We start from the raw sequence: 20,691 nt of genomic DNA, 5'->3' as shown, positions 1-20,691 counted from the left end.
CCGCGACGACGGAGGACGGGTCCCACTCGTTCGCCCTCAACCTCAACGGGGACTGGGAGTCAGCCGGCGTCGGGGCGGTGATGCAGGCCGAGTTCTGCGGCACGGCCGGCTCGTGGCGTACTCAGACCGTATCGCCGCGCAGATGCGCCAGCACGGCCAGCACCCGCCGGTTGCCCTCCGTGGGGTCGAGGTCCAGCTTCATGAAGATGTTCCCGGCGTGCTTGACCACCGACGCCTCGGTGACCGTCAACCGCTGGGCGATCGTCTGGTTGTTGAGACCTTCCGCCATCAGCCCCAGGACCTCCCGCTCGCGCGGCGTGAGCCGGCGCAGCGGGCGGCTCCGGGCGTGCTGGACGAGCAACACCCGTACGACCTCCGGGTCGATGACCGTCTGTCCGGCGGCGACCCGCCGCATCGCGTCCAGGAACTCGGAGACCTCGCCGACCCGGTCCTTCAGCAGATAGCCGAGCCCGGCGGTCTCCGATTCGCTGCCACCGCCGAACAGTTGGGTGGCGTACGCGGTCGCGACGTACTGCGACAGCACGAGCACCGGCAGCCCGGCGTGCCGGGCCCGTAGCTCCAGCGCGGCCCGCAGCCCCTCGTCGTGCTGCCCCGGCGGCATACGGACATCGGTGACCACCAGGTCGGGGAGGCCGGGGCGGGCGCCGTCCACGGCGCGCGCCAGCGCGTCCGCGTCACCGACGGCGGCGATCACCTCGTGCCCGCCACGGGTCAGCAGCTCCGTGAGCCCCGCCCGCAGCAGTACGGAGTCTTCCGCCAGCACTACGCGGAGCACGGCACCTCCATATGGATCCGGGTCGGGCCGCCCACCGGGCTGGACACCACAAGCCTGCCTTTCAGGATCGCCGCACGGTCCGCCAGCCCTTGCAGGCCCGCGCCCGCGGAGGGGACCGCCCCGCCGTTGCCATTGTCGGTGATCACGAGCGTCAGTCTGCCGCGCTTGAGCCTGCCGACGACGCTCAGTTCGGTGGCACCGCTGTGCTTGGCCGCGTTCGTCAGCGCCTCGGTGACCGTGAAGTACGCGACCGTCTCCACCGCGTCAGGCAGCCGGCGCGGCAGATCGATGTCGACACCGACCGGGATCGGACTGCGGAGCGCGATCTCCGCGACGGCGGCGTCCAGGCCGTGGTCGGTCAGCACCTGCGGGTAGATGCCGCGCACCAGGTCGCGCAGTTGCGTCAGCGCGAGCCGTGCCTCGCCGCGGGCGCGCGAGACCAGCTCCGTGGTCGGCGACCCGCTCTCCCGCAGCTCCATCTCGGCCAGCCCCAACGTCATGGTGAGCGCGACCAGTTGCTGCTGCGCCCCGTCGTGCAGATCCCGCTCGATACGGCGCCGCTCGGCCTCGAACGCGTCGGCCAGCCGGGCGCGTGACCGGGTCAGCTCGACGACCTGGCGCTCCTCGTCGCGGGGCGACAGCACGAACACCGCCATCTTGACCTGCGCCCCCGCGAGCAGGCCGGCCGCGTACGCGCACAGGGCGAGCGCGAGGAGTCCGGCGGCGGTGGCGGGCAGCGCGTGCAGCGGGCTCGCCACCGGCCGGCCAGGGATGATCATTACGCTGTCGGGTGCCGCGTTCCAGACGATGACCGGTGCCGCCGTCAGGACGAGGGCGAACGTCATCCCGACCGCGAGAGCGAGTCCCGCGCACACCTGGACGGGCGCGAACACGACGACGTAACCCAGTTCGCGCCAGGTCGCCCGCTCCCGCAGCCGGGTGCGCAGCCGTCCCCGGCGGCCGGCCCCGACCAGCGAACGGTGCGGATTCGGCACCGGCACCGGCTCCACCAGCCGCATCCGGCGCCGTTCGAGGGCGGCGACCGGGACGCCGAACGTGGCGGCCAGCAGCAGCACGAGGTCCACACCGATGACGGAAAGCAGCAGCCCGGAGGCGGCCAGGACCGCGAGAACGGCCACGGAGGCGAGGCCGGTGAGCGCCCCGCCGAGCAGATGCGCCCATACGCGCCAGGGCCAGCTCGACAGGAGGAAACGCTGCGGGGGCTGCCTCATGGCACGCCACACGGTGATACCGGGTACGGCGGCTGTTTCTGTCTCGGAAGTTTCTGTTTCGGATATTCCCGGTCGCGGCACCTGGCCAGCGTACGGAACGGGGCGCCGCGGGTCCCGTGCCGGAGTGCGCCGCTCAGCGCCCAGCCGGGCGGGGCCACCAGCCCCGTCTCGTACGCCAGGATGACGAGCTGGACCCGGTCGCGGGCGTCGAGCTTGGCCAGCAGGCGGGTCAGACAGGTCTTGGCGGTGGCGACGCTGATGGAAAGCTTCGCCGCGATCAGACCGTCCCCGCTCGCGACGACCCGGATCGCGGCGAGGATGTCGTCCAGCGCCATGTCCTTGACGAGGAAACCGGCGGCACGGCGGAGCGGCGACGGTCGCGGTGTTCGCGATGCACCGCCGGGACCAGTGACGGTGTGTCGGCGGCCCGGCCCGGCCCCTACTCGACGCCCGACGACCGGGCCGGCTCAGACGCCGTCAGCCGTCAGCGGGGACCGTCGTACAGACCATCTGGATCTCCACCGGGCTGTTGCTCGGCAGCCCGGCGACTCCGATCGCCGTACGGGCGTGCTGTCCGTTGTCACCGAGGACATCGAGGAGCAAGGCACTCGCGGCGTCGGCCACCTTCCACTGCTCCCCGAACTCGGGCGTGCTCGCCACGAAGACCATCATCTGCACGACCCGCAGGCGCTCAAGATCACCTACAGCCGACGCGGCCACGGCGAGTGCGTTCAACGCGGCCAGCCTGGCCAGTTCTTCAGCCTGCTCCATGCCGACGTCCCGGCCGAGGATGCCCTGCGCCGGGAGCTTTCCGTCGACGTAGGGCAGTTGGCCGGAGACATGAAAGCCGGCGCCGACCCATTGGCAGGGGGCGTACTTCTCCTTGCCCGGGTTCTGCGGCGGCAGCGTGTAGCCCAGCCAGTGCAGCCTCGTGAGGGCAGTGGCGCCGTGTGCTTGGGAAGTCATTGCTGGTGTCCTTTGGCTGGGCCGTGTTCGACGGACAGACGAAAACCTCGGCAGGGCAACGGCTTTCAGCTCAGACCGCCCCTGGCGGCGACGGCCCAGCGCTCGATCTTGCCGCCGCGGCTGTCCGTGACGACCAACTCGTCGAAGTTGTTCACCACAGGGCAGACATGGTTCGGCGCGATCGCGAGGACGCCGCCGACCCGAGGTCTGGTGGCGGTGTCCGGGGTCGAGAGGAACCCGTGGTACTCGTTCAGCCTCAGCAGCCGGCCGTCCTCGACGCCCAGTGCGCGCCCGTACCCCTTCCGCGGTGACCCCTCGCGTCCCAGCGCCTTGGTGCCCACGTCCACGATCGCCTGCCCCGGAACGTTGTCGCTCACGACCGTCGACGGGACGAAGAGGGCGATCTGCTCCTCTCCGCATGCGCCGAGCCCGAGGTTGTCGAGGTCGCAGAAGACGTACTCACCCGGACGGATCTCGGTGATCGGAGAGCCGTCGACGTACTGGACCGTGGGTGTCGAGCCCGCACTCACGACAGAGGACTCGATGCCCACGGACTCCAGAGCCCGCACGGACGTCACCAGCGCGTCGAGCTGGTCCCGTGCCGCCGCCGCGCGTGCGTCACGGGCGCTGCCGCCGTGTCCGGGATAGGTGTAGACACCGACCGGATCGAGGCCCGTGGCCGCCGCGTAGCGCGCGAGATCACCGGCGCGGTCCGGGCTGATACCCGACCGATGGGCGCCGCAGTCCACCTCGACCACCACCTGGAGGCGCCGCGTGGAGCCGTGCGTGGCCACCGCGAGCCGGTCGATCGCCGGCCGGTTGTCGACACCGACCTTGAGGTCGACGGTCTCCGCCAGATGGCGGATGCGGGCCGCTTTGGTGCCCGCGGCCCAGACCGGATAGGCGAGGAAGATGTCGTCGAACCCGTGAGCGGCGAACACCTCCGCTTCCGCGACGTTCCCGGCCGTTATGCCGGCGGCACCCGCGTCACGCTGAAGGCGGCCTATCTCGATGCATTTGTGCGTCTTGACGTGCGGGCGGAGAGCCAGGCCGCGAGCGCCCGCGAAGGACTGCATCCGCTCGATGTTGTTCCGCATGGTGTCCAGTACGACGACCGGCTCCGGGGTGTCGATACGTCCGTGAAGCCCCATGAGCGCCTCGGAGAGATGGTGCACCGGCTGTTCCCCTCACTGTGTGGTGGTGGTCGGCCCCCCTGATCGGACTCCGCTGCTCAGTAGGCGGTGTAACCGCCGTCGACCGGAAGGACCGCTCCGGTGATGTACGCCGACTCCTTCGACGCCATGAAGAGCACGGCGTCCGCCACCTCCTGAGGAGTGGCCAGACGCCGCATCGGGATGGCCGACTCCCGCATACGGCGATGGGCTTCCGGGTCGGGACGGCGCTGGAAGGAGGCCTCGATGCTGTCCGTCGCGGTCAGCCCCGGGGCCACGACGTTCACCCGGATGTTCTGGCCCGCCAGCTCGACGGCGGCCCCCCGCGCCAGCATGATCAGTCCGCCCTTGGCCGCTGAGTACAGGGTTTCGTCGGGCTTGCCGACCATGCCCAGACGAGAGCTGACGCAGGTGATCGATCCACCGTTCGCCGTGAGCCGGGGGATGAAGTGCTTCATCACCAGGAACGCACTGAGCAGATTGCTGTGCAGAACCTCCCTGGCGTCGGCCAGCTCCATGTCGATGAGCCTCGCGCCGCGCTGCAGACCGTGCCCGAGCACCAGGGCATCCAGCGGTCCGCCATGCGCCTCGGCCCGGTCGGCCAGATCGCGGACGAAGTCCTCGTCGTTGAGATCGCCCGGCACATACAGGTCTCCCCCTGCGATTCCGGGCAGCGTTTCACGGCGCCCCGTCAGCACCTGTCGGGCGCCCTCGCGGTGGAAGGTGGCGACCACGGCCTCCCCGATCCCACTCGTCGCGCCCGTCACCAACACGTTCATTCCTGCGAGACGCATCCGGTTCTCCTCCACGGCCGGCCGATGGGGGACAACTTAGAAAAGATGACGTCTATTGTCAACAATCTATTGGTGAATGTAGTCACGCCGGACTGGGCTCGATTCGGCGGTCGCCGTGGCCAAGACCCCGGGACCCGGTGGCATCGAGGTGTCTCAACTCACCGCCGGGGCCGGGGCATTCCGGTGCGCTTCATGCGATTCCCGCGCGATGCACGGAACTTGCGGGCCGGAAGGGGTGAAAAAAGGTCCGCACCCGCTCCGTCGTGGACGCCGTTCTCGGCGGCCACGCGGACCGGGTGCGGACCGGTGGGCGATCTGCCCCGTGCAGACACGGAGGGGACAGCCTCTTTGAAGATCAGGCCTTCTTGGTCTCCCAGAAGATCTTGTCGATCTGGGCGATGTAGTCCAGCGCCTTCTGGCCCGTCTTCGGGTCCGTCGAGCCCTTCGCGGCCGACAGCGCCTTCAGGGCGTCGTTGACCAACTGGTGCAGCTCCGGGTACTTCTCGAAGTGCGGGGGCTTGAAGTAGTCGCTCCACAGCACCGAGACGTGGTGCTTGGCGAGCTCGGCGCGCTGTTCCTTGATGACCGTGGCGCGGGCCTGGAAGTGCGCGTCGTCGTTACCCGCCATCTTCTCCTGGACGGCCTTGACCGACTCGGCTTCGATGCGGGCCTGGGCGGGGTCGTACACGCCGCAGGGGAGGTCGCAGTGGGCGCTGACCTTCACCTTGGCGGCAAACAGGCGGGAGAGCATTGAGCTGTCCTTCCTCGTGATCGTCTTCTCAGGTGGGACATTACTCGGTGAGAAGCCAGATTTCGCGAGTGCCCCCTAGGGCTTAGGACAAAAGTCCGGGGTCGAAATGGGACGGGCGGATGAACGTACCGTGGGACCGGGAGGTGCCGGATGACCGAGCACGGGCGCGAGCTGAGAGCGCTGTTGGGGATCGCCGAGGTGTCGGGGCCGTCCATGTATCCCACCCTCAGGCAGGGTGATCAGCTGCTGGTGCACTATCACGCGCCGGTGAGAGTCGGGGACATCGCCGTACTGAAACATCCGCTCCAGCAGGATCTGCTCATCGTGAAGCGGTTGGTCGAGCGGCGCGACGGCGGTTGGTGGGTGCTCGGGGACAATCCCGGTGCCGAGGGCGACAGCCGGGTGTTCGGCGCCGTCCCCGGCGAGTTGGTGCTCGGCCGGGTCCGGGCCCGCTACCGGCCGCGCCCCGAGGATCAGCGGTCGGTGGCCGGGGCGCTCGCGTGGGCCTTCGCCGCGCTGCGGCCCGTGCTGTCCGACCGCTCCGTCTCCAGGCGTTTGCGGGCCCGGTAGGCGGCGACGTTTGCGCGGGTCGCGCAGCGGTCCGAGCAGTAGCGGCGTGAGCGGTTGGTGGAGGTGTCGAGGTAGGCGTTACGGCACGGCGCGGCCTGACACAGGCCCAGCCGGTCCACCCCGTACTCGGTCAGATGGAACGCCAGACCCATCGCGGCGATCGCGGCGAACCCGGCCGTCGCGTTCGACGAGTGCTCCGCCAGGTGCATGTGCCAGCGCGGGTGCCCCTCGTCGTCGAGGAAGTCGTGGCCCGAGATCTGCGGGCTGACGGGGAATTCCAGCAGCAGCGAGTTGAGCAGGTCGACGGCGTGCGTCGCCTCGCCCTCGTCGGCCGCCGTGAAGATCGCGCGGAGCCGGCCGCGTACGGAGCGGAAGCGGGTGACGTCCGCGTCGGTGGCGCGGCGTGAGGCCTGGGTGGACTCGCCGAAGAGGGCGCGGACGGCTTCGACCGAGGTCAGCGTGTCCGTGCCGCGGGCCGGCTCCTCGGTGTTGACCAGGCGCACGGCGTAGTCCGAGTAAGAGGCCAGTTCCACTTGTAGTCCTTACGGCAGCGGTCTATGGTCGGTGTAATAGCTGGTCTTGCGTACAGGGTATTACGGAGCGGAGGGTTTCGATGGTGGACACGGGGACGGGGACTGCGCTGGGTGCGGGCGGGGCGCCCGTGCCGGGGCGGGCCGACTGGCGGGCCTGGCAGGACAGCTGGGACCGCCAGCAGGAGTGGTACATGCCCGACCGCGAGGAGCGGTTCCGGGTGATGCTCGACATGGTCGAGGCACTGGTGGGCCGTGAACCGCGGGTGCTCGACCTCGCGTGCGGTACGGGAAGTATCACCGACCGGCTGTTCCAGCGGTTCCCGGCGGCCACCAGCACCGGCGTCGACCTCGACCCCGCGCTGCTCGCCATCGCCGGCGGCTACTTCGCCGACGACAGGCGCCTGACGCTGGTGCGGGCCGATCTCAAGGACCCCGAGTGGACGGCGAAGCTCCCGTACGACTCGTACGACGCCGTCCTCACCGCCACCGCGCTGCACTGGCTGCACAGCGAACCGCTGGCCACGCTGTACGGGCAGCTCGCCGGACTCGTCAGGCCCGGCGGCGTCTTCATGAACGCCGACCACATGAGGGACGACAGCACCCCCCGTATCAACGAGGCCGAACGCGCCCACCGGCACCGGGAGATGGACCGCGCCAAGGCCGAGGGCGCCCTCGACTGGGCCGACTGGTGGGACCTCGCCGCCAAGGACCCGGTGCTCGCGGGGCCGACCGCCGAGCGGTTCGCGATCTACGGCGAGCACGCGGACGGCGACACCCCCTCCGCCGCGTGGCACGCCAAGACGCTCACCGACGCGGGCTTCGGCGAGGCCCGCGCGGTGTGGTCCTCCCCTTCGGACTCGCTGATGCTGGCCCTGAAGTGAGTGAGTAGGGGAACGAGGAGGGGCGTGCCGGACTCCGCAGTCCGGCACGCCCCTTTCACGAGCGGTGGCTACAGCACCTTCGACAGGAACGACTTCGTCCGATCGTGCTGCGGATTCGTCAGGACCTCGCGCGGATGGCCCGACTCCACGACCATCCCGTCGTCCATGAACACCAGCGCGTCGCCCACCTCGCGGGCGAAACCCATCTCGTGCGTCACGACGATCATCGTCATGCCGTCCTCGGCGAGACCGCGCATCACGTCCAGGACGTCACCCACCAGCTCCGGGTCGAGCGCCGACGTCGGCTCGTCGAAGAGCATCAGCTTCGGCTCCATCGCCAGCGCGCGGGCGATGGCCACACGCTGCTGCTGGCCGCCGGAGAGCTGGGACGGATAGCCGTCGGCCTTGTCCGCGAGCCCCACCCGGTCCAGCAGCTTCTCGGCCCGTGCGCGGGCGACCGCCTTCGGCTCACGGCGCACCTGCATCGGTGCCTCCATGATGTTCTCGATGGCCGTCATGTGCGGGAAGAGGTTGAAGCGCTGGAAGACCATGCCGATGTCCCGGCGCTTCAGGGCGACTTCGGCGTCCCGCAGCTCGTACAGCTTGTCGCCCTTCTGGCGGTAGCCGACCAACTCGCCGTCGACGTACAGCCGTCCGGCGTTGACCTGCTCCAGATGGTTGATGCAGCGCAGGAAGGTCGACTTGCCGGAGCCGGAGGGCCCGATCAGACAGAAGACCTCGCGCGGCGCGACCTCCAGGTCGATGCCCTTCAGCACGTGGGCCGCACCGAAGGACTTGTGCACGCCCTCGGCCTTCACCATCGCGGTCCCGGTCGTGCCGTTCGTCGTCTTCGCGGGGGCGGTCATGCGGTGCCTCCGTTCGGGCGGCCGAGGGACAGCAGATTGGCCTTGATCTTCTGCAACGGCGTCTGCGGCAGGGTGCGCAGCGAGCCGCGCGCGTAATACCGCTCCAGGTAGTACTGGCCGACGCTGAGGACCGAGGTCATGAGCAGATACCAGGCGGCGGCGAGGAACAGCATCTCGACCGGGGCGCCGGACGTCTGCCCGATGTCCTGCGCGTATCTCAGCAACTCGTAGAACTGCACGGTCGCCACCAGAGACGTCGTCTTCAGCATGTTGATGACTTCGTTGCCGGTCGGCGGCACGATCACCCGCATCGCCTGCGGGATCACGATGCGGCGCAGCGTCTTGGCGTGGCTCATGCCCAGCGCGTGCGACGCCTCCGTCTGGCCCTCGTCCACCGAGAGCAGACCGGCGCGGCAGATCTCCGCCATGTACGCGGCCTCGTTGAGGCCGAGGCCGAGCAGCGCCGTCAGGAACGGCGTCATGAAGCTGGCCCAGTAGTCCTTGTAGATCGGCCCGAGGTTGATGTACTCGAAGACCAGACCCAGGTTGAACCAGACCATCAGCTGGACGAGGACCGGCGTACCGCGGAAGAACCAGATGTAGGACCAGGCGATGGACGACATCACCGGGTTCTTCGACAGCCGCATCACCGCCAGGACGATGCCGCCGACCACGCCGATGGCCATCGACAGGACCGTCAGCAGCATCGTCTGGCCGACACCCTTGAGGATGCGGTCGTCGAAGAAGTAGTCCGGTACGGCGCCCCAGTTGATCTTTCCCTGGGAGAACGCGTAGATGATCGTCGCGAGCAGCGCGAGCGCGACGACCGCGCTCACGTACCGCCCGTAGTGCCGGACCGGAATGGCCTTGATGGCCTCCGGTCCGGCGGACCCCGCGAACCCCGGTGGTGGTGCGTCGGAGGGGCCGTCCGACTTCGATATGTCAACAGACACGGATGCTGCCTTTCGGAGCGGACGCGGATCAGGTGCCGGCGTTGATCGTGGCTTCCTTGACCGCGCCGGCGTCGACGCCCCACTTCGCGATGATCTTGTCGTACTCGCCGTTCTCGATGATCGCGTCGAGCGCGGCCTTCAGCGCCGCGCTCAGCTCGTCGTTGCCCTTGGCGACCGCGATGCCGTACGGGGCAGCCTCGATCTGCTCGCCGACGAGCTGGAAGTCGTTGCCGCCGCCCGAGGTCTTCACCGCGTACGCCGCGACCGGGAAGTCCGACGAACCGGCGTCGGCGCCACCGGCGCGCAGCCGCGTCTGGGCGAGCTGGTCGTTGTCGAACGCCTGGATGCCGATGGCCTTCCCGCCGCCGTCCGTGCACTTCTTCGACTCGGCCTTGGCCAGGTCGTGCGAGACGGTGCCGCGCTGGACGACCATCTTCTTCCCGCACAGGTCGGACCAGCTCGCGATGCCCTTGTCGTCACCCTTCTTGGTGTAGATCGAGACGCCGGCGGTGAAGTAGTCGACGAAGTCGACGCCCTCGCCGACCTTCTTGCCGGTCTCGGAGTCCACGCCGTCCTGGCGGGCCTTGGTGTCGGTCATGGCCGACATGGCTATGTCGTAGCGCTTGGAGCGCAGACCGGTCAGCAGCGTGTCGAAGGTGCCGTTCTCGAACTCGAACGTCACGCCGAGCTGCTTGCCGAGCGCGTCGGCGATGTCCGGGTCGATACCGACCGTCTTGCCGGCGTCGTCCTTGAACTCGACCGGCGGGTACGCGATGTCGGAGCCCACCTTGATGACGCCCTTGTCCGCGATCGCCTTCGGCAGCTTGTCGGCCAGCGGCGCACTCTTCGTGGTCGCGGGGGAGTCCTTCTTCCCGCTGTCGGTCTGGTCGCCGCAGGCGGTCAGCAGCAGAGAGCCGGCGACCGCGATCGCGCCGACCGCGGCGATCCGGGACTTCCCGGCGGTGGTACGACTGGTGAAGCTGGCGGTCATGATGAGGATCCTCCGGCGGACGAGGGAGTTACCACGCGGTGGGCACGCGCCATCGAGTGTCGCGACCGTGTGTGATTGATTAGGGCATCTTGCCATTCGGACTGGTCCGTTCAGGGGGCTCGTCATGTCAAAATCGGATAACGGGTGACCCCCGTGTCCCAGCGGACCGGCACACCAACACCGGACCATCTGCTGGTGATCCTTCATCCGGCCGGACAATCTCCGGTCCGTCCCACCGATGCGAGTGGTTTCGTGTCGTGCCGCGGAAGTGTCCCGTAACTCCGCTATGAGTCATGTCACCGCTTGTAGAAGGTTGCATGGACGACCCGCCGACGTGGCCCGTCCGGTATGAAGGACAGCTACACCCCTCATCCGGGGCTCAGGGCGCGTGTGCGGCGCGCCCGCGCGTAGGTTCCTCCTCCTGTTCGGCGCTCCAACCGCCGATAACAGGTCACGTACGCGGTGCCCGCCCACCCCTCCGTAACCCAGGAGTGGACACCCTCAACTGATGAAGAGACTTAAGGGGTCAAAAACATGGCAGCGGAGATCGTGAATCCTCGCAGCGAGAGCGACAGCGAAAGCGCGACGGACGAGCCCTTCGATCCGGCCTTCGCGCTCCACCGCGGCGGGAAGATGGCCATCCAGGCCACCGTGCCCGTCCGGGACAAGGACGACTTGTCCCTCGCCTACACGCCCGGTGTCGCCAAGGTGTGCACGGCGATCGCCGAGAACCCGGCACTGGTCCACGACTACACCTGGAAGTCGCAGGTCGTCGCCGTCGTGACGGACGGGACCGCCGTCCTCGGCCTCGGCGACATCGGCCCGGAGGCGTCGCTCCCCGTGATGGAGGGCAAGGCGATCCTCTTCAAGCAGTTCGGCGGAGTCGACGCGGTGCCGCTGGCGCTGGCCACGACCGACACCGACGAGATCATCGACACGGTCGTGCGGCTCGCGCCGTCCTTCGGCGGGGTCAACCTGGAGGACATCTCGGCGCCCCGCTGCTTCGAGATCGAGCGCAGGCTCCAGGAGAGCCTCGACATCCCCGTCTTCCACGACGACCAGCACGGCACCGCCGTCGTGACGCTCGCCGCCCTGCGCAACGCGGCGAAGCTCACCGGGCGCACGCTGGGCGATCTGCGCGCCGTGATCTCCGGGGCGGGCGCGGCTGGGGTCGCCATCGCGAAGTTCCTGCTGGCGGCGGGGATCGGCGACGTGTCGGTCGCGGACCGCAAGGGCCTCGTCAGCCCGGACCGCGACGACCTGACGGACGTCAAGCGCGAGCTGGCCGAGATCACGAACCGCGCGGGCCTCTCCGGCTCCCTGGAGGCCGCGCTCGCCGGCGCGGACGTCTTCATCGGCGTCTCCGGCGGTACGGTCCCGGAGCCGGCGATCGCGTCGATGGCCCCGGAGGCGTTCGTCTTCGCCATGGCCAACCCGAACCCGGAGGTCCACCCGGACATCGCGCACCAGTACGCCGCGGTCGTGGCGACGGGGCGCAGCGACTACCCGAACCAGATCAACAACGTGCTGGCCTTTCCGGGGATCTTCGCGGGTGCGCTTCAGGTGCGGGCGTCGCGCATCACGGAGGGCATGAAGATCGCGGCGGCGAACGCGTTGGCTGACGTGGTCGGTGACGAGTTGTCGGCGGACTATGTGATCCCGTCGCCGTTCGACGAGCGGGTGGCTCCGGCGGTGACGGCGGCGGTGGCGGCGGCGGCGCGGGCGGAGGGGGTTGCGCGGCGCTGAGTTGTCTGCGGGCCGGTGGTCTGTGGGTCTGCGGGTCTGCGGGTCTGTGGGGTCGCCTTGCCTCGGCGGGAGGCGGCCCTGCGGGCCGGGGCGGTTCGCGCCTGCGGCGCGCTGGTTGGGTTGCGGTGGTTGCCGGGTGCCGCTCCGGGGTCATGGCCGGACGGCATGATTTACGGTGCGTGCAGGGCTCGTTGGACCCCCTGACCCGGCTTGTTCACGCGCCACAAATCAGCCTGAGTGTCCGGCCACGACCCCCGCGCGGCCCCCTTCCGCAGCGCGGGCAAGCCCGTGGCGTGACACCCTTGGCGAAGGGTCGTCGCCCAACTCCGGTTGGTGGGGAGTCAGTTCGCCGAGGGGCAGGTGTCGTACATGAGTGAAGAGCAGTATCTGATGGGGCGGCCCACGGAGTTCGGTGACCTCAGTCCTTTCACTCTTGAGCAGACCGAGTACCGGAGTCGTACGGAGACGGCAGTCCACTGTTATCCGGTGTCTCTCGGGGGGCAGGTCATCGGCTACCTCTGGGCCTCCGACACGGAGGACGCCGCCGACTTCTGGCCCCGGAGAGGCATGGGCGCCGTCGGCTTCGACGCCGGCGGGCCGTGGAGGAAGCGGCTGAAGGAGGCGCGGGACGCCGGATTCACCGCGTGGGAGGCCGTTCAACTCTGGCTGGGCGAGCCGGAGGACCCCAGAGGCGGCTGTGTACTTCCCGGTGCCGAGGGGCTGTTCCTGCCGAACTTCCGAGCGGTCCAACTCCTCGCGAGGCAGCCGCTCGACGAGTGACGGGGGGGAGCCGCAACCCAACCGTCCCCGCCCATTCACCCGCACCTGGTGGGATCCTCGCGCTACACATCCCACCCAGGAGGCGCTTGTGAATCTGCTTGTCAACGGTGACGCCGAGCAGGGGTCCGGAGGCACCCCCGAGCCCGTGGAGCGGGTTGTCGGGTGGGGTGTACGGCAGGGGGCGCCCGCGCTCGTCGGGTACGACGTCGGCGAGGGCTATCCGACGCCCGGCGATCCCGGACCGGGCGCCGCGGCCGGGGCGCGGTTCTTCTCCGGGGGGAACAGCCCCGTCACCACTCTGGTCCAGGAGGTGGCCCTTCCCGCCTCCGGCCCCACCGGTCACGGGCCCGTGGACGCCGGGCGTGTCCGGTACGCGCTGCGCGGCTGGCTCGGCGGGTACGCCGGCCAGGAGGACGGGGTCAGGCTGTCCGTCGAGTTCCGGGACCGGGCCGGGACGCCCCTCGCGCTCTCGGTCCTGGGACCGGTCACCGCCGCCGAACGGGGCGGCGCCACCGCCCTGTTGGAGCGCCGCGCGGAGGCCGCCGTACCGCCGGGGGCCCGCACCGCCCACGTACAGCTCTCGTTCACGCGCACCGGCGGCGGCACGTCCAACGACGGCTACGCCGACGCGATATCACTCAGCCTCACGGCATCGGGAAGGCAGTCGTGACCCTCAACAGACGTGATCTGCTCAAGGCGGCCGGTGCCGCGGGCGCGCTCAACGTGGTCTGGCCCCTGACCGCCGGACTCTCGCCCGCGCAGGCCCGCGAGGCCGCCGAGGCGCTCGGTTCGACATACGACGAGGCGCCGTTCACCCTCGGCGTCGGGTCCGGCGACCCGCAGCCCACCAGTGTCGTGCTCTGGACGCGCCTCGCGCCCGAGCCGTTCGCCGAGCCGGGCGAGCAGCCGCTCGCCGAGGTCGTCGACGTCCGCTGGGTCGTCGCCGAGGACCGCGCCCTGCGCCGTGTCGTCGCCCGCGGCACCGTCCCCGCGTCCGCGACCCTCGCGCACAGCGTCCATGTGCCGGTGGGCGGGCTGCGCCCCGGCCGTACGTACTGGTACGCCTTCACCGCGCTCGGCAGGACCAGCCGCCTGGGCCGGACCCGTACGGCACCCGCGGGCCCCGTCCGCAGCGCGCGCTTCGCCACGGCCAACTGCCAGAACTACCCGCAGGGCCACTACGCCGCGCTCGCCGGGATCGCCCGTGAGGACCTGGACTTCGTCATCCACCTCGGCGACTACATCTACGAGCACGGCCCTGAGGGCAGCGACATCCGGGACCACAACGGCCCGTCGATCCACACGCTGCACGACTACCGGATGCGCCACGCCCTCTACAAGGGCGACCCGTCGCTGCGTGCCGCGCACGCCGCGCACCCGTGGTTCCTGACCTGGGACGACCACGAGGTGGTGAACGACTACAGCGGTACGGGCGGCGGCGCCCCGTTCGTGCGGCGCCGGGCCGCCGCGTACCAGGCGTGGTACGAGCATCTGCCGCACCGCGGCGCCGGCGACTCCGTTCTGCCGGACATCGACATCCACCGGGTGCGCCGCTGGGGCGACCTGCTGGAGCTGGCCGTGCTCGACCTGCGCCAGTACCGCTCCGCGCAGAACCTCCCCGACGGCACCATCCTGGGCGCCGACCAGAAGGCCTGGCTGAAGAAGACGGTCGACCGCGCGCCGGACAGCTGGCACATCTGGGCCAACTCGATCATGCTCAGCCAGCTGCGTGGCCGCCCCGGTGGCGGCTACATGTTCACCGACCAGTGGGACGGCTTCCTCGGCGAGCGCAAGGAGGTGCTGGAGCATGTGCGTACCAGCGGCCTCGAAGACCTCGTCGTCCTCACCGGCGACTGGCACTCCGCGTTCGTCGACGACATCCGGCCGGACTACGACGACACCGAATCGCCGGTCGTCGGAACGGAGTTCACCGCGCACTCGGTCAGCTCCAGCGCGTACGACGCGCGGTGGAACGCCACCAACGGCCCGCTGATGGGCGCGGCCAATCCCCACCTCCAGTACTTCGAGGGGAATCGTTACGGCTACGACGTGTACGAGGTCACGCCGGAACGGTTCAGCACCCATATGCGGGTCATCGAGGACCGCCGCGACCCGGCCTCGCCCGTCTCCACCCTGACCACCTTCCATGTGGACCGGGGCAGGGTGGGCGCGTACGAGGACCCGGCGACGAAGTCGTCACCCGCGCAGTACCGCAGGGACTGAGACCGAGCGGGGGCGGGACTCGCCTCACACCCCCGTGAGGTTCCGTGCGTCCCGCCTCCGCTCTAGGGTCAAGGTCATGTTCGCCGCCTACGCAGCCCGCATCGACCGTGACCAGCCCCTCAACGGCCTGGAGTTGGGTGAACGCCCGGCTCCCGAGCCACGCCCCGGCTGGTCCACCGTGACCGTCAAGGCCGCCTCACTCAACCACCACGACCTCTGGACCCTGCGCGGGGTCGGCTTCAAGGAGGAGCAGCTGCCGATGATCCTCGGCTGCGACGCCGCCGGGATCGACCAGGACGGCAACGAGGTCGTCATCCACTCCGTCATCGGCCAGACCGGCCACGGTGTCGGTCCCCGCGAACCCCGCTCGCTCCTCACCGAGGTCTACCAGGGCACCTTCGCCGAGCAGGTCTCCGTCCCCACCTGGAACCTGCTCCCCAAGCCCGCCGGGCTCACCTTCGAGCAGGCCACCTGCCTGCCGACCGCCTGGCTGACCGCGTACCGGATGCTGTTCACCAACGCCGGTGTACGGCCCGGGGACTCGGTCCTCGTCCAGGGCGCGGGCGGCGGTGTCGCGACCGCCGCGATCGTCCTCGGCAAGGCCGCGGGGCTGCGGGTCTACGCGACCAGCCGCGACGAGGCGAAGCGCAAGCGCGCCGTCGAACTGGGCGCCACCGACGCGTTCGAGCCCGGCGCGCGGCTGCCGCACCGCGTGGACGCCGTCATGGAGACGGTCGGCGCCGCGACCTGGTCGCACTCGATCAAGTCCCTGCGGCCGGGCGGCACATTGGTGATCTCCGGTGCCACCAGCGGCGACCGGCCCTCGCACGCCGAGCTGACCCGTGTCTTCTTCCTGGAGCTGAAGATCGTCGGCTCGACGATGGGCACCAAGGACGAACTGGAGGATCTGCTGTCCTTCTGTACGACGACGGGCATCCGCCCGGTGATCGACGACGTCCTGCCGCTGGACCGGGCACGCGAGGGCTTCGAGCGGATGGCCGCGGGTGATCTGTTCGGCAAGATCGTGCTGACCGGCTGAGGGGGCTTTCGTCATGGACACACTGCTGCCGCTGCTGATGGTCGTCGGCTGCCTGGCGCTGGTCATGGGTTTCTTCGGGTGGCTCGCGCTGCTCGTCCGGCGCCGGGGCACCGCGGGCGCGGGGATCACCGCCGCGATGGCCTCGTACGACGAGGCGTTCCGGGTGACCGCGCACGAGGCGCACTACGAGATCCAGGCGCAGGCCGAGCGGCAGATCCCACTGCCGTCGCCGGACGATCCGGAGGGCCGTGACCTGGCCGGCGGACCGGGACCGTACGGGCGTACGGGGACCCGTCCCGCTGCCCGCCGCCGGTCCGTACTGCGGCGCTGGGTGCGGCGCCTGCGCGGCTGACTGTCAATTTTGGTTGACATAGCTTACGTGTCAACGTAGATTGACAGTCATGACCGATGCAACGGATCTCGCCGAACGGGCGGGCGACCGCGACCCCCGCGTCGGGCTGAGAGCGGTCGCCGCGCTGCGGCGGCTGCTCGAACAGCTCGAAGCCGTACAGGTGCGCAGCGCCCGGAACCAGGGCTGGTCGTGGCAGGAGATCGCGGCCCAGCTCGGTGTCAGCAGGCAGGCGGTACACAAGAAGTACGGGAGGCAGTGATGTTCGAACGGTTTACGAAGGGCGCGCGTGCTGTCGTGACGGGCGCCGTCGTCCAGGCCGAACGCACGGCGTCGCCACGGGTCACCGACGAGCACATGCTGCTCGCGCTGCTCGACTCGGAGGGGACACGGTCGGCGTTCGCCCTCACCTCACTCGGCATCCTGGACCGGCGTGCCTCGGTGGAGGCGGGGCTGGCGGACGCGCGCCGGCGGGGCGGCATGTCGCACGCCGACACGGCGGCGCTCGCCGAGATCGGGATCGATGTCGCACAGATCGTCTCGAAGGTCGAGGAGACGCACGGTGCGGGCGCGATGGGGGTGGGCGGGGCGGTGAAGCGGCGGCGGACGTCCCACAAGAAGTTCACGCCCGAGGCGAAGAAGACGCTCGAGCAGTCGCTGCGGGTCGCGCTGGGCCGCGGCGACAAGGAGATCAGCGACGCCCACATCCTGCTGGCCCTGACGGCGCGGCCGGGGGTGGTGTCGGACGTGCTGGCGGATCACGGAGGGACGTACGGGGCGGTGGAGCGGGTGCTGTTCGGGGAGGGCGCCGGCGCTTCGCGCGAGTAGCCGGGTTGCTGTTTCGTTGGCCGGGGGCGGGGTGCGGGATCCGTCAGCGCCAGTCTCCCGTCACCCACGCCACCAGGCGGGGCTTGGGAGTCCCGTCGCAACTCACGAACGTGGCGGTGTCGACAACTTCGGCGGTGGCGAACGTCCGAACGGTCTGCTGGAGCCCTTTGGTGAACTGGCCAGGCTCGGGGATCGTGTTCGGGCCCTCGGCCACGTACGCCGGCTCAGGGGTGTCACAGCCGACGGAGGGGAGCGGCTGTCCGAGATACCAGCCGCCGACGAAGACGGCGTACAGGACGGCGGTGGCGCCCAGACGGCGCGAGGTTATCCAGTTGGGCACGCACGGAGTCTTGCACGGCCTGCGGCTGAAGGGAGACGCGCAGGGGTCGTGGTCGGACACTCAGGCTGATGTGTGGCGCGTGGGAATGCCGGTTCCCTCGGGGCCAACGAGCCGTGCACGCGCCGTAAATCATGCCGTCCGGCCAGGACCCCGGAGCGGCACTCGGACACCACCGCAACCACCCGGCGCGCCGCAGGCGCACCCGTACCCCCTACGCCGGAGGTCGCCGCAGCAGCGCCCCGATGTGGGCCGCCGCCGTCGACAAGTGGCGGCGGGCCTCCGACAGCTGGGCCTCCGTCACGCCGTGGTCCCGCGCCGCGTCGCGGACTTCGTCGCGGAAGCGGTCCAGCAGGCGGTCCAGGTCACGGGACGGGTCGCCCGTCGTGGGGGTGTCGTCCGCCCACGTGGGGTCCGTGTCCGCCGCGTCCGGTTTGACGTACGGCGGCCACGCCGAGCCCTTCGCCAACCCGCCGAGCTGCGTGGACAGTTCGGACAGGCCCTCCCGTACCCCCGTCGGCCAGTCGCCGCGCGAGAAGTGGCCCTGGACCTGGTCCTGGACCTGCTTGGCGATACGCAGCATCTCCTCGCGCGCCGTCTCCTGCGCCTCCTTGGCCGCACGGCGCGCCTGCTGTGCGTCCTCACGCGCCCGGCGCGACTCGTCCCTCGCCCGGCGGGCCTGCTCCTTCCACTCCTGCTTCGCGCGGCGCAGCTCCTCCTCCGCCGCGCGCCAGGACTCCCCGTCCACGGGGCCGAAGTCCCGGTCCGGGCCCTCGCCGGCCGAGGTGCCGGCCCGGGTGCCGGCCCCCGCGGATGCCGCCGCCGCGCGCATCTCGTCGCGCAGCCGGCCCGCCGCGCCCCGTACGTCGTCGCGGATCTCCGCGGCGAGTTCGGAGACGGACTCGCGGATCTCCAGTTCCAGGTCGGCCAGTTCACCGGTACGGCCCGCCAACTCCTCGCGGCCCGCCTCGGTGATCGAGTAGACCTTGCGGCCCCCCTCGGTGGCGTGCGTGACCAGGCCCTCGGCCTCCAGCTTGGACAGCCGCGGGTAGACCGTGCCGGCGGAGGGCGCGTACAGGCCCTGGAAGCGCTCCTCCAGCAGCCGGATCACCTCGTAGCCGTGGCGTGGTGCCTCGTCGAGCAGCTTGAGCAGGTAGAGGCGGAGGCGGCCGTGGGCGAAGACCGGGGGCATGTCAGAACTCCTTGTTGTCGGCGGGCGCCGCGTCCGCGGGTGTCGGCTGGGCCGCTTCGTACGGTTCTTCCGCCGGTGGCCTGCGGAGCAGGGCGATCGAGCCGGACACCGTCATCGCCTTGAGCTGCCCCGTACCCGCCCCGAGCGTGCCGGTGATCTTCTTCGCGCCCCACTGTCCGCCGACCCGCAGATCGTCGAACGCGTTGGAGACCGACCCGCTCGCCGTGTTCGCGTCGACCTTCGCGTCCGCCGGGTGCGGCAGCCGGATGGCCACCTCGCCCGAGACCGTGTTGACCTTGATGTCGGTGGGTCCGCCGGCGGGTTCGAGGTCGATGGCCATGTCGCCGCTGACGGTGTCCGCCCGTACGGAGGACCCCCCGCAGTCGACGACGGTCAGATCGCCGGAGACGGAGTTGAAGCGCAGGTCGCCGGTGACGGCCTGGGCCTCCACGTTCCCGGCGACGGTCTCCGCGCTGACCCGGCCGGCCAGGCCGACGAGGGTGGTGTCACCGTTCACGCCGCGTACGTCCGTACGCCCCTTGATCCCCGAGATCACGGCACCCGCCCCGACGACGCCGACCTCGACGCTCGCCCCCGCCGGGACCGTGAGGGAGACGACGGCGCGGCGCCGGCGGCCCTTGCTGTCGAGCCACTTGAGGAAGTTGTGCCAGGGCAGGTCCTGGTAGGCGATGGTGAGGGTGGTGCCCTCGCGCGTCACGATCAGGGGCGGGCCGTGGATCTCGGAGATCTCCAGGCGCGCGCCGCCCTGATCGGCCAGCACGGTCTCGTCGATGCCGACGACGTTGACGGTGCCGTTCACGATGCGCACACTGAGCGCCGTCACCGGGTCGTCGAAAGTGAGCCTCTTCGGCTCGCTGACTTCCCACGTCGACTCTGCCATGGTGCTGACTCCCTGCGGCCGGCCACGACGCAACATATCGCGTCTCTTGTTCAACACGATATATCGCGGGTGGGGGAAGTCAAGACCTATCGCGATGGTTACTCGTCAGCGGCGTCGTCATCGTCATCGAGACGCGCGAGCCAGGTGGCCAGGCGTTCCACCGGAACCTCGAAGTCCGGGTTGAGATCGACGAACGTACGCAGCTGCTCGGCCAGCCACTCGAAGGTGACCTCCTCCTCGCCCCGCCGCTTCTCCAGCTCCTCGATCCCGCGATCAGTGAAATACATGCGAACAGCGTAACTACCTGGTGGGGAGGGGAGGTATCGCACACCGGATCGATCTGGAGCGAGGGGGAGCGGTGGCGATGGAGCATGACGTACAGGAGGTGGTCCTGCCCGGTGGGCAGGTCATTCTCGCCAGGGTCGGCGTGCTGCGGCCGGACGAGTCGGAGTTCGACGACGTCGGAGCCGTCGACCGGCTCCGCTCGGGCGTCACCCGCGTCAACGAGGTGATCGCCGCCGTCGGCGCGACCGTGATGGACGCCGCGCGGGCGGCGGGGCCGAGCGAGGTCAGTGCCACGTTCGGGATCGAGCTGGCGATGAAACCGGGCGCCGCGGTGGCCGCCGTCCTGGCCGGTGGGGAGGCCAAGGCGTCCATCTCCGTCACTCTCACCTGGCAGCCGGGCAGGGACGCGCCGACGGACCCACCGGGACCGGAACCACTCCCCACTTCGGGATCATCCGGTTAGCCTCGTCCCACTTGCCTCAACTTCGGGGGAACGGGGTGCGGAT

25 protein-coding genes and 1 pseudogene are annotated in these 20,691 nt (G+C 70.0%); 11 read left to right on the top strand and 15 right to left on the bottom strand.

What is annotated here, in order from left to right:
* Positions 1 to 121 precede the first annotated feature (121 nt).
* The 7 genes and pseudogenes from ACIBLA_RS33655 to sodN form a co-directional block, all read right to left on the bottom strand.
* A complete protein-coding gene (locus ACIBLA_RS33655) occupies positions 122 to 796 on the bottom strand; it encodes a response regulator transcription factor (RefSeq protein WP_363241221.1) in 675 nt (224 codons plus the stop codon).
* Positions 784 to 2,028 carry a sensor domain-containing protein gene (locus ACIBLA_RS33650; RefSeq protein ID WP_363241222.1) on the bottom strand — a complete coding sequence of 415 codons (1,245 nt, stop codon included), beginning with the start codon at positions 2,026 to 2,028 and terminating at the stop codon, positions 784 to 786. The genes ACIBLA_RS33655 and ACIBLA_RS33650 overlap by 13 nt, the downstream gene beginning before the upstream one ends.
* A 152-nt stretch (positions 2,029 to 2,180) precedes the next feature.
* Positions 2,181 to 2,387: pseudogene (locus tag ACIBLA_RS33645) on the bottom strand (LuxR C-terminal-related transcriptional regulator); the annotation flags it as partial.
* Between the two features lie 118 nt (positions 2,388 to 2,505).
* Positions 2,506 to 2,994, bottom strand: coding sequence for a RidA family protein (locus ACIBLA_RS33640; RefSeq protein WP_399200816.1), 489 nt, complete (start codon positions 2,992 to 2,994; stop codon positions 2,506 to 2,508).
* A gap of 65 nt (positions 2,995 to 3,059) precedes the next feature.
* Positions 3,060 to 4,169, bottom strand: coding sequence for an alanine racemase (locus ACIBLA_RS33635; protein ID WP_399200815.1), 1,110 nt, complete (start codon positions 4,167 to 4,169; stop codon positions 3,060 to 3,062).
* 56 nt (positions 4,170 to 4,225) lie between these two features.
* Positions 4,226 to 4,960, bottom strand: coding sequence for an SDR family NAD(P)-dependent oxidoreductase (locus tag ACIBLA_RS33630; RefSeq protein ID WP_363241225.1), 735 nt, complete (start codon positions 4,958 to 4,960; stop codon positions 4,226 to 4,228).
* Positions 4,961 to 5,315: 355 nt separating this feature from the next.
* Complete coding sequence (gene sodN, locus ACIBLA_RS33625; protein WP_363241226.1) at positions 5,316 to 5,711, bottom strand: superoxide dismutase, Ni; 396 nt, start codon at positions 5,709 to 5,711, stop codon at positions 5,316 to 5,318.
* Between the two features lie 150 nt (positions 5,712 to 5,861).
* Here sodN and sodX point away from each other — a divergent pair, with 150 nt between their 5' ends.
* On the top strand, positions 5,862 to 6,281 hold the full coding sequence (gene sodX, locus ACIBLA_RS33620) for a nickel-type superoxide dismutase maturation protease (RefSeq protein WP_399200814.1): 420 nt from the start codon (positions 5,862 to 5,864) through the stop codon (positions 6,279 to 6,281).
* On the opposite strand, the gene ACIBLA_RS33615 is transcribed toward sodX, so the two are convergent.
* Positions 6,185 to 6,814 carry a CGNR zinc finger domain-containing protein gene (locus ACIBLA_RS33615; RefSeq protein WP_363241228.1) on the bottom strand — a complete coding sequence of 210 codons (630 nt, stop codon included), beginning with the start codon at positions 6,812 to 6,814 and terminating at the stop codon, positions 6,185 to 6,187. The genes sodX and ACIBLA_RS33615 overlap by 97 nt on opposite strands.
* 80 nt (positions 6,815 to 6,894) lie before the next feature.
* Here ACIBLA_RS33615 and ACIBLA_RS33610 point away from each other — a divergent pair, with 80 nt between their 5' ends.
* Complete coding sequence (locus tag ACIBLA_RS33610; protein ID WP_363241229.1) at positions 6,895 to 7,695, top strand: class I SAM-dependent methyltransferase; 801 nt, start codon at positions 6,895 to 6,897, stop codon at positions 7,693 to 7,695.
* Between the two features lie 68 nt (positions 7,696 to 7,763).
* On the opposite strand, the gene ACIBLA_RS33605 is transcribed toward ACIBLA_RS33610, so the two are convergent.
* Genes ACIBLA_RS33605 through ACIBLA_RS33595 form a run of 3 tightly spaced genes read right to left on the bottom strand, consistent with a single transcriptional unit; the run spans position 7,764 to position 10,505 of the window.
* Positions 7,764 to 8,561 (bottom strand): amino acid ABC transporter ATP-binding protein, encoded by a 798-nt coding sequence (locus tag ACIBLA_RS33605; protein ID WP_399200813.1) that lies wholly within the window; start codon positions 8,559 to 8,561, stop codon positions 7,764 to 7,766.
* The gene (locus tag ACIBLA_RS33600) at positions 8,558 to 9,514 is read right to left on the bottom strand and encodes an amino acid ABC transporter permease (protein ID WP_363241230.1); all 957 of its coding nucleotides are present in this window, start codon (positions 9,512 to 9,514) and stop codon (positions 8,558 to 8,560) included. The genes ACIBLA_RS33605 and ACIBLA_RS33600 overlap by 4 nt, the downstream gene beginning before the upstream one ends.
* A gap of 28 nt (positions 9,515 to 9,542) precedes the next feature.
* Positions 9,543 to 10,505, bottom strand: a complete 963-nt coding sequence (locus ACIBLA_RS33595; RefSeq protein WP_363241231.1) for an ABC transporter substrate-binding protein — start codon at positions 10,503 to 10,505, stop codon at positions 9,543 to 9,545.
* 534 nt (positions 10,506 to 11,039) lie between these two features.
* Here ACIBLA_RS33595 and ACIBLA_RS33590 point away from each other — a divergent pair.
* The 8 genes from ACIBLA_RS33590 (at position 11,040) to ACIBLA_RS33555 (ending at position 17,470) form a co-directional block, all read left to right on the top strand.
* Complete coding sequence (locus ACIBLA_RS33590) at positions 11,040 to 12,251, top strand: NADP-dependent malic enzyme (protein ID WP_363241232.1); 1,212 nt, start codon at positions 11,040 to 11,042, stop codon at positions 12,249 to 12,251.
* Positions 12,252 to 12,620: 369 nt separating this feature from the next.
* Positions 12,621 to 13,031, top strand: coding sequence for a hypothetical protein (locus ACIBLA_RS33585; RefSeq protein ID WP_363241233.1), 411 nt, complete (start codon positions 12,621 to 12,623; stop codon positions 13,029 to 13,031).
* 88 nt (positions 13,032 to 13,119) lie between these two features.
* Complete coding sequence (locus tag ACIBLA_RS33580) at positions 13,120 to 13,701, top strand: phosphoesterase (protein ID WP_363241234.1); 582 nt, start codon at positions 13,120 to 13,122, stop codon at positions 13,699 to 13,701.
* Positions 13,698 to 15,254, top strand: coding sequence for an alkaline phosphatase D family protein (locus tag ACIBLA_RS33575; RefSeq protein ID WP_399200812.1), 1,557 nt, complete (start codon positions 13,698 to 13,700; stop codon positions 15,252 to 15,254). The genes ACIBLA_RS33580 and ACIBLA_RS33575 overlap by 4 nt, the downstream gene beginning before the upstream one ends.
* 76 nt (positions 15,255 to 15,330) lie before the next feature.
* On the top strand, positions 15,331 to 16,293 hold the full coding sequence (locus ACIBLA_RS33570; RefSeq protein ID WP_363241236.1) for a zinc-binding dehydrogenase: 963 nt from the start codon (positions 15,331 to 15,333) through the stop codon (positions 16,291 to 16,293).
* A gap of 13 nt (positions 16,294 to 16,306) precedes the next feature.
* Complete coding sequence (locus ACIBLA_RS33565; protein ID WP_399200811.1) at positions 16,307 to 16,645, top strand: hypothetical protein; 339 nt, start codon at positions 16,307 to 16,309, stop codon at positions 16,643 to 16,645.
* A 49-nt stretch (positions 16,646 to 16,694) separates the two neighbouring features.
* The gene (locus ACIBLA_RS33560) at positions 16,695 to 16,904 is read left to right on the top strand and encodes a helix-turn-helix domain-containing protein (protein ID WP_069630502.1); all 210 of its coding nucleotides are present in this window, start codon (positions 16,695 to 16,697) and stop codon (positions 16,902 to 16,904) included.
* Entirely contained in the window at positions 16,904 to 17,470 is a 567-nt protein-coding gene (locus tag ACIBLA_RS33555) for a Clp protease N-terminal domain-containing protein (RefSeq protein WP_399200810.1), read from the top strand. The genes ACIBLA_RS33560 and ACIBLA_RS33555 overlap by 1 nt, the downstream gene beginning before the upstream one ends.
* A gap of 43 nt (positions 17,471 to 17,513) precedes the next feature.
* On the opposite strand, the gene ACIBLA_RS33550 is transcribed toward ACIBLA_RS33555, so the two are convergent.
* The 4 genes from ACIBLA_RS33550 to ACIBLA_RS33535 all read right to left on the bottom strand — a co-directional run bounded on the left by ACIBLA_RS33550 (position 17,514) and on the right by ACIBLA_RS33535 (position 20,187).
* Positions 17,514 to 17,810 (bottom strand): hypothetical protein, encoded by a 297-nt coding sequence (locus tag ACIBLA_RS33550; RefSeq protein WP_363241238.1) that lies wholly within the window; start codon positions 17,808 to 17,810, stop codon positions 17,514 to 17,516.
* 211 nt (positions 17,811 to 18,021) lie between these two features.
* Positions 18,022 to 18,999 (bottom strand): helix-turn-helix transcriptional regulator, encoded by a 978-nt coding sequence (locus tag ACIBLA_RS33545; RefSeq protein ID WP_363241239.1) that lies wholly within the window; start codon positions 18,997 to 18,999, stop codon positions 18,022 to 18,024.
* A gap of 1 nt (position 19,000) precedes the next feature.
* Complete coding sequence (locus ACIBLA_RS33540) at positions 19,001 to 19,900, bottom strand: DUF4097 family beta strand repeat-containing protein (protein WP_363241240.1); 900 nt, start codon at positions 19,898 to 19,900, stop codon at positions 19,001 to 19,003.
* Between the two features lie 98 nt (positions 19,901 to 19,998).
* On the bottom strand, positions 19,999 to 20,187 hold the full coding sequence (locus ACIBLA_RS33535) for a DUF6104 family protein (protein ID WP_363241241.1): 189 nt from the start codon (positions 20,185 to 20,187) through the stop codon (positions 19,999 to 20,001).
* A gap of 77 nt (positions 20,188 to 20,264) precedes the next feature.
* Here ACIBLA_RS33535 and ACIBLA_RS33530 point away from each other — a divergent pair, with 77 nt between their 5' ends.
* Positions 20,265 to 20,648 carry a CU044_2847 family protein gene (locus ACIBLA_RS33530; protein ID WP_363241242.1) on the top strand — a complete coding sequence of 128 codons (384 nt, stop codon included), beginning with the start codon at positions 20,265 to 20,267 and terminating at the stop codon, positions 20,646 to 20,648.
* Positions 20,649 to 20,691: the final 43 nt, after the last annotated feature.

The sequence above is a fragment of the Streptomyces sp. NPDC050433 genome (genome assembly GCF_044458565.1).
Classification (GTDB): Bacteria; Actinomycetota; Actinomycetes; order Streptomycetales; family Streptomycetaceae; genus Streptomyces.
The sequence above is the reverse complement of the archived record's forward strand: the minus strand, read 5'-3'. Positions and strand labels throughout refer to the sequence as shown.

Bases quoted from the DNA above. Each gene is read 5' to 3' on its own strand.
- ACIBLA_RS33650 (WP_363241222.1), bottom strand. From the start codon at position 2,028: ATGAGGCAGCCCCCGCAGCGTTTCCTCCTGTCGAGCTGGCCCTGGCGC.
- ACIBLA_RS33640 (WP_399200816.1), bottom strand. From the start codon at position 2,994: ATGACTTCCCAAGCACACGGCGCCACTGCCCTCACGAGGCTGCACTGG.
- ACIBLA_RS33630 (WP_363241225.1), bottom strand. From the start codon at position 4,960: ATGCGTCTCGCAGGAATGAACGTGTTGGTGACGGGCGCGACGAGTGGG.
- sodN (WP_363241226.1), bottom strand. From the start codon at position 5,711: ATGCTCTCCCGCCTGTTTGCCGCCAAGGTGAAGGTCAGCGCCCACTGC.
- sodX (WP_399200814.1), top strand. From the start codon at position 5,862: ATGACCGAGCACGGGCGCGAGCTGAGAGCGCTGTTGGGGATCGCCGAG.
- ACIBLA_RS33610 (WP_363241229.1), top strand. From the start codon at position 6,895: ATGGTGGACACGGGGACGGGGACTGCGCTGGGTGCGGGCGGGGCGCCC.
- ACIBLA_RS33605 (WP_399200813.1), bottom strand. From the start codon at position 8,561: ATGACCGCCCCCGCGAAGACGACGAACGGCACGACCGGGACCGCGATG.
- ACIBLA_RS33595 (WP_363241231.1), bottom strand. From the start codon at position 10,505: ATGACCGCCAGCTTCACCAGTCGTACCACCGCCGGGAAGTCCCGGATC.
- ACIBLA_RS33590 (WP_363241232.1), top strand. From the start codon at position 11,040: ATGGCAGCGGAGATCGTGAATCCTCGCAGCGAGAGCGACAGCGAAAGC.
- ACIBLA_RS33585 (WP_363241233.1), top strand. From the start codon at position 12,621: ATGAGTGAAGAGCAGTATCTGATGGGGCGGCCCACGGAGTTCGGTGAC.
- ACIBLA_RS33570 (WP_363241236.1), top strand. From the start codon at position 15,331: ATGTTCGCCGCCTACGCAGCCCGCATCGACCGTGACCAGCCCCTCAAC.
- ACIBLA_RS33565 (WP_399200811.1), top strand. From the start codon at position 16,307: ATGGACACACTGCTGCCGCTGCTGATGGTCGTCGGCTGCCTGGCGCTG.
- ACIBLA_RS33560 (WP_069630502.1), top strand. From the start codon at position 16,695: ATGACCGATGCAACGGATCTCGCCGAACGGGCGGGCGACCGCGACCCC.
- ACIBLA_RS33555 (WP_399200810.1), top strand. From the start codon at position 16,904: ATGTTCGAACGGTTTACGAAGGGCGCGCGTGCTGTCGTGACGGGCGCC.
- ACIBLA_RS33545 (WP_363241239.1), bottom strand. From the start codon at position 18,999: ATGCCCCCGGTCTTCGCCCACGGCCGCCTCCGCCTCTACCTGCTCAAG.
- ACIBLA_RS33540 (WP_363241240.1), bottom strand. From the start codon at position 19,900: ATGGCAGAGTCGACGTGGGAAGTCAGCGAGCCGAAGAGGCTCACTTTC.
- ACIBLA_RS33535 (WP_363241241.1), bottom strand. From the start codon at position 20,187: ATGTATTTCACTGATCGCGGGATCGAGGAGCTGGAGAAGCGGCGGGGC.
- ACIBLA_RS33530 (WP_363241242.1), top strand. From the start codon at position 20,265: ATGGAGCATGACGTACAGGAGGTGGTCCTGCCCGGTGGGCAGGTCATT.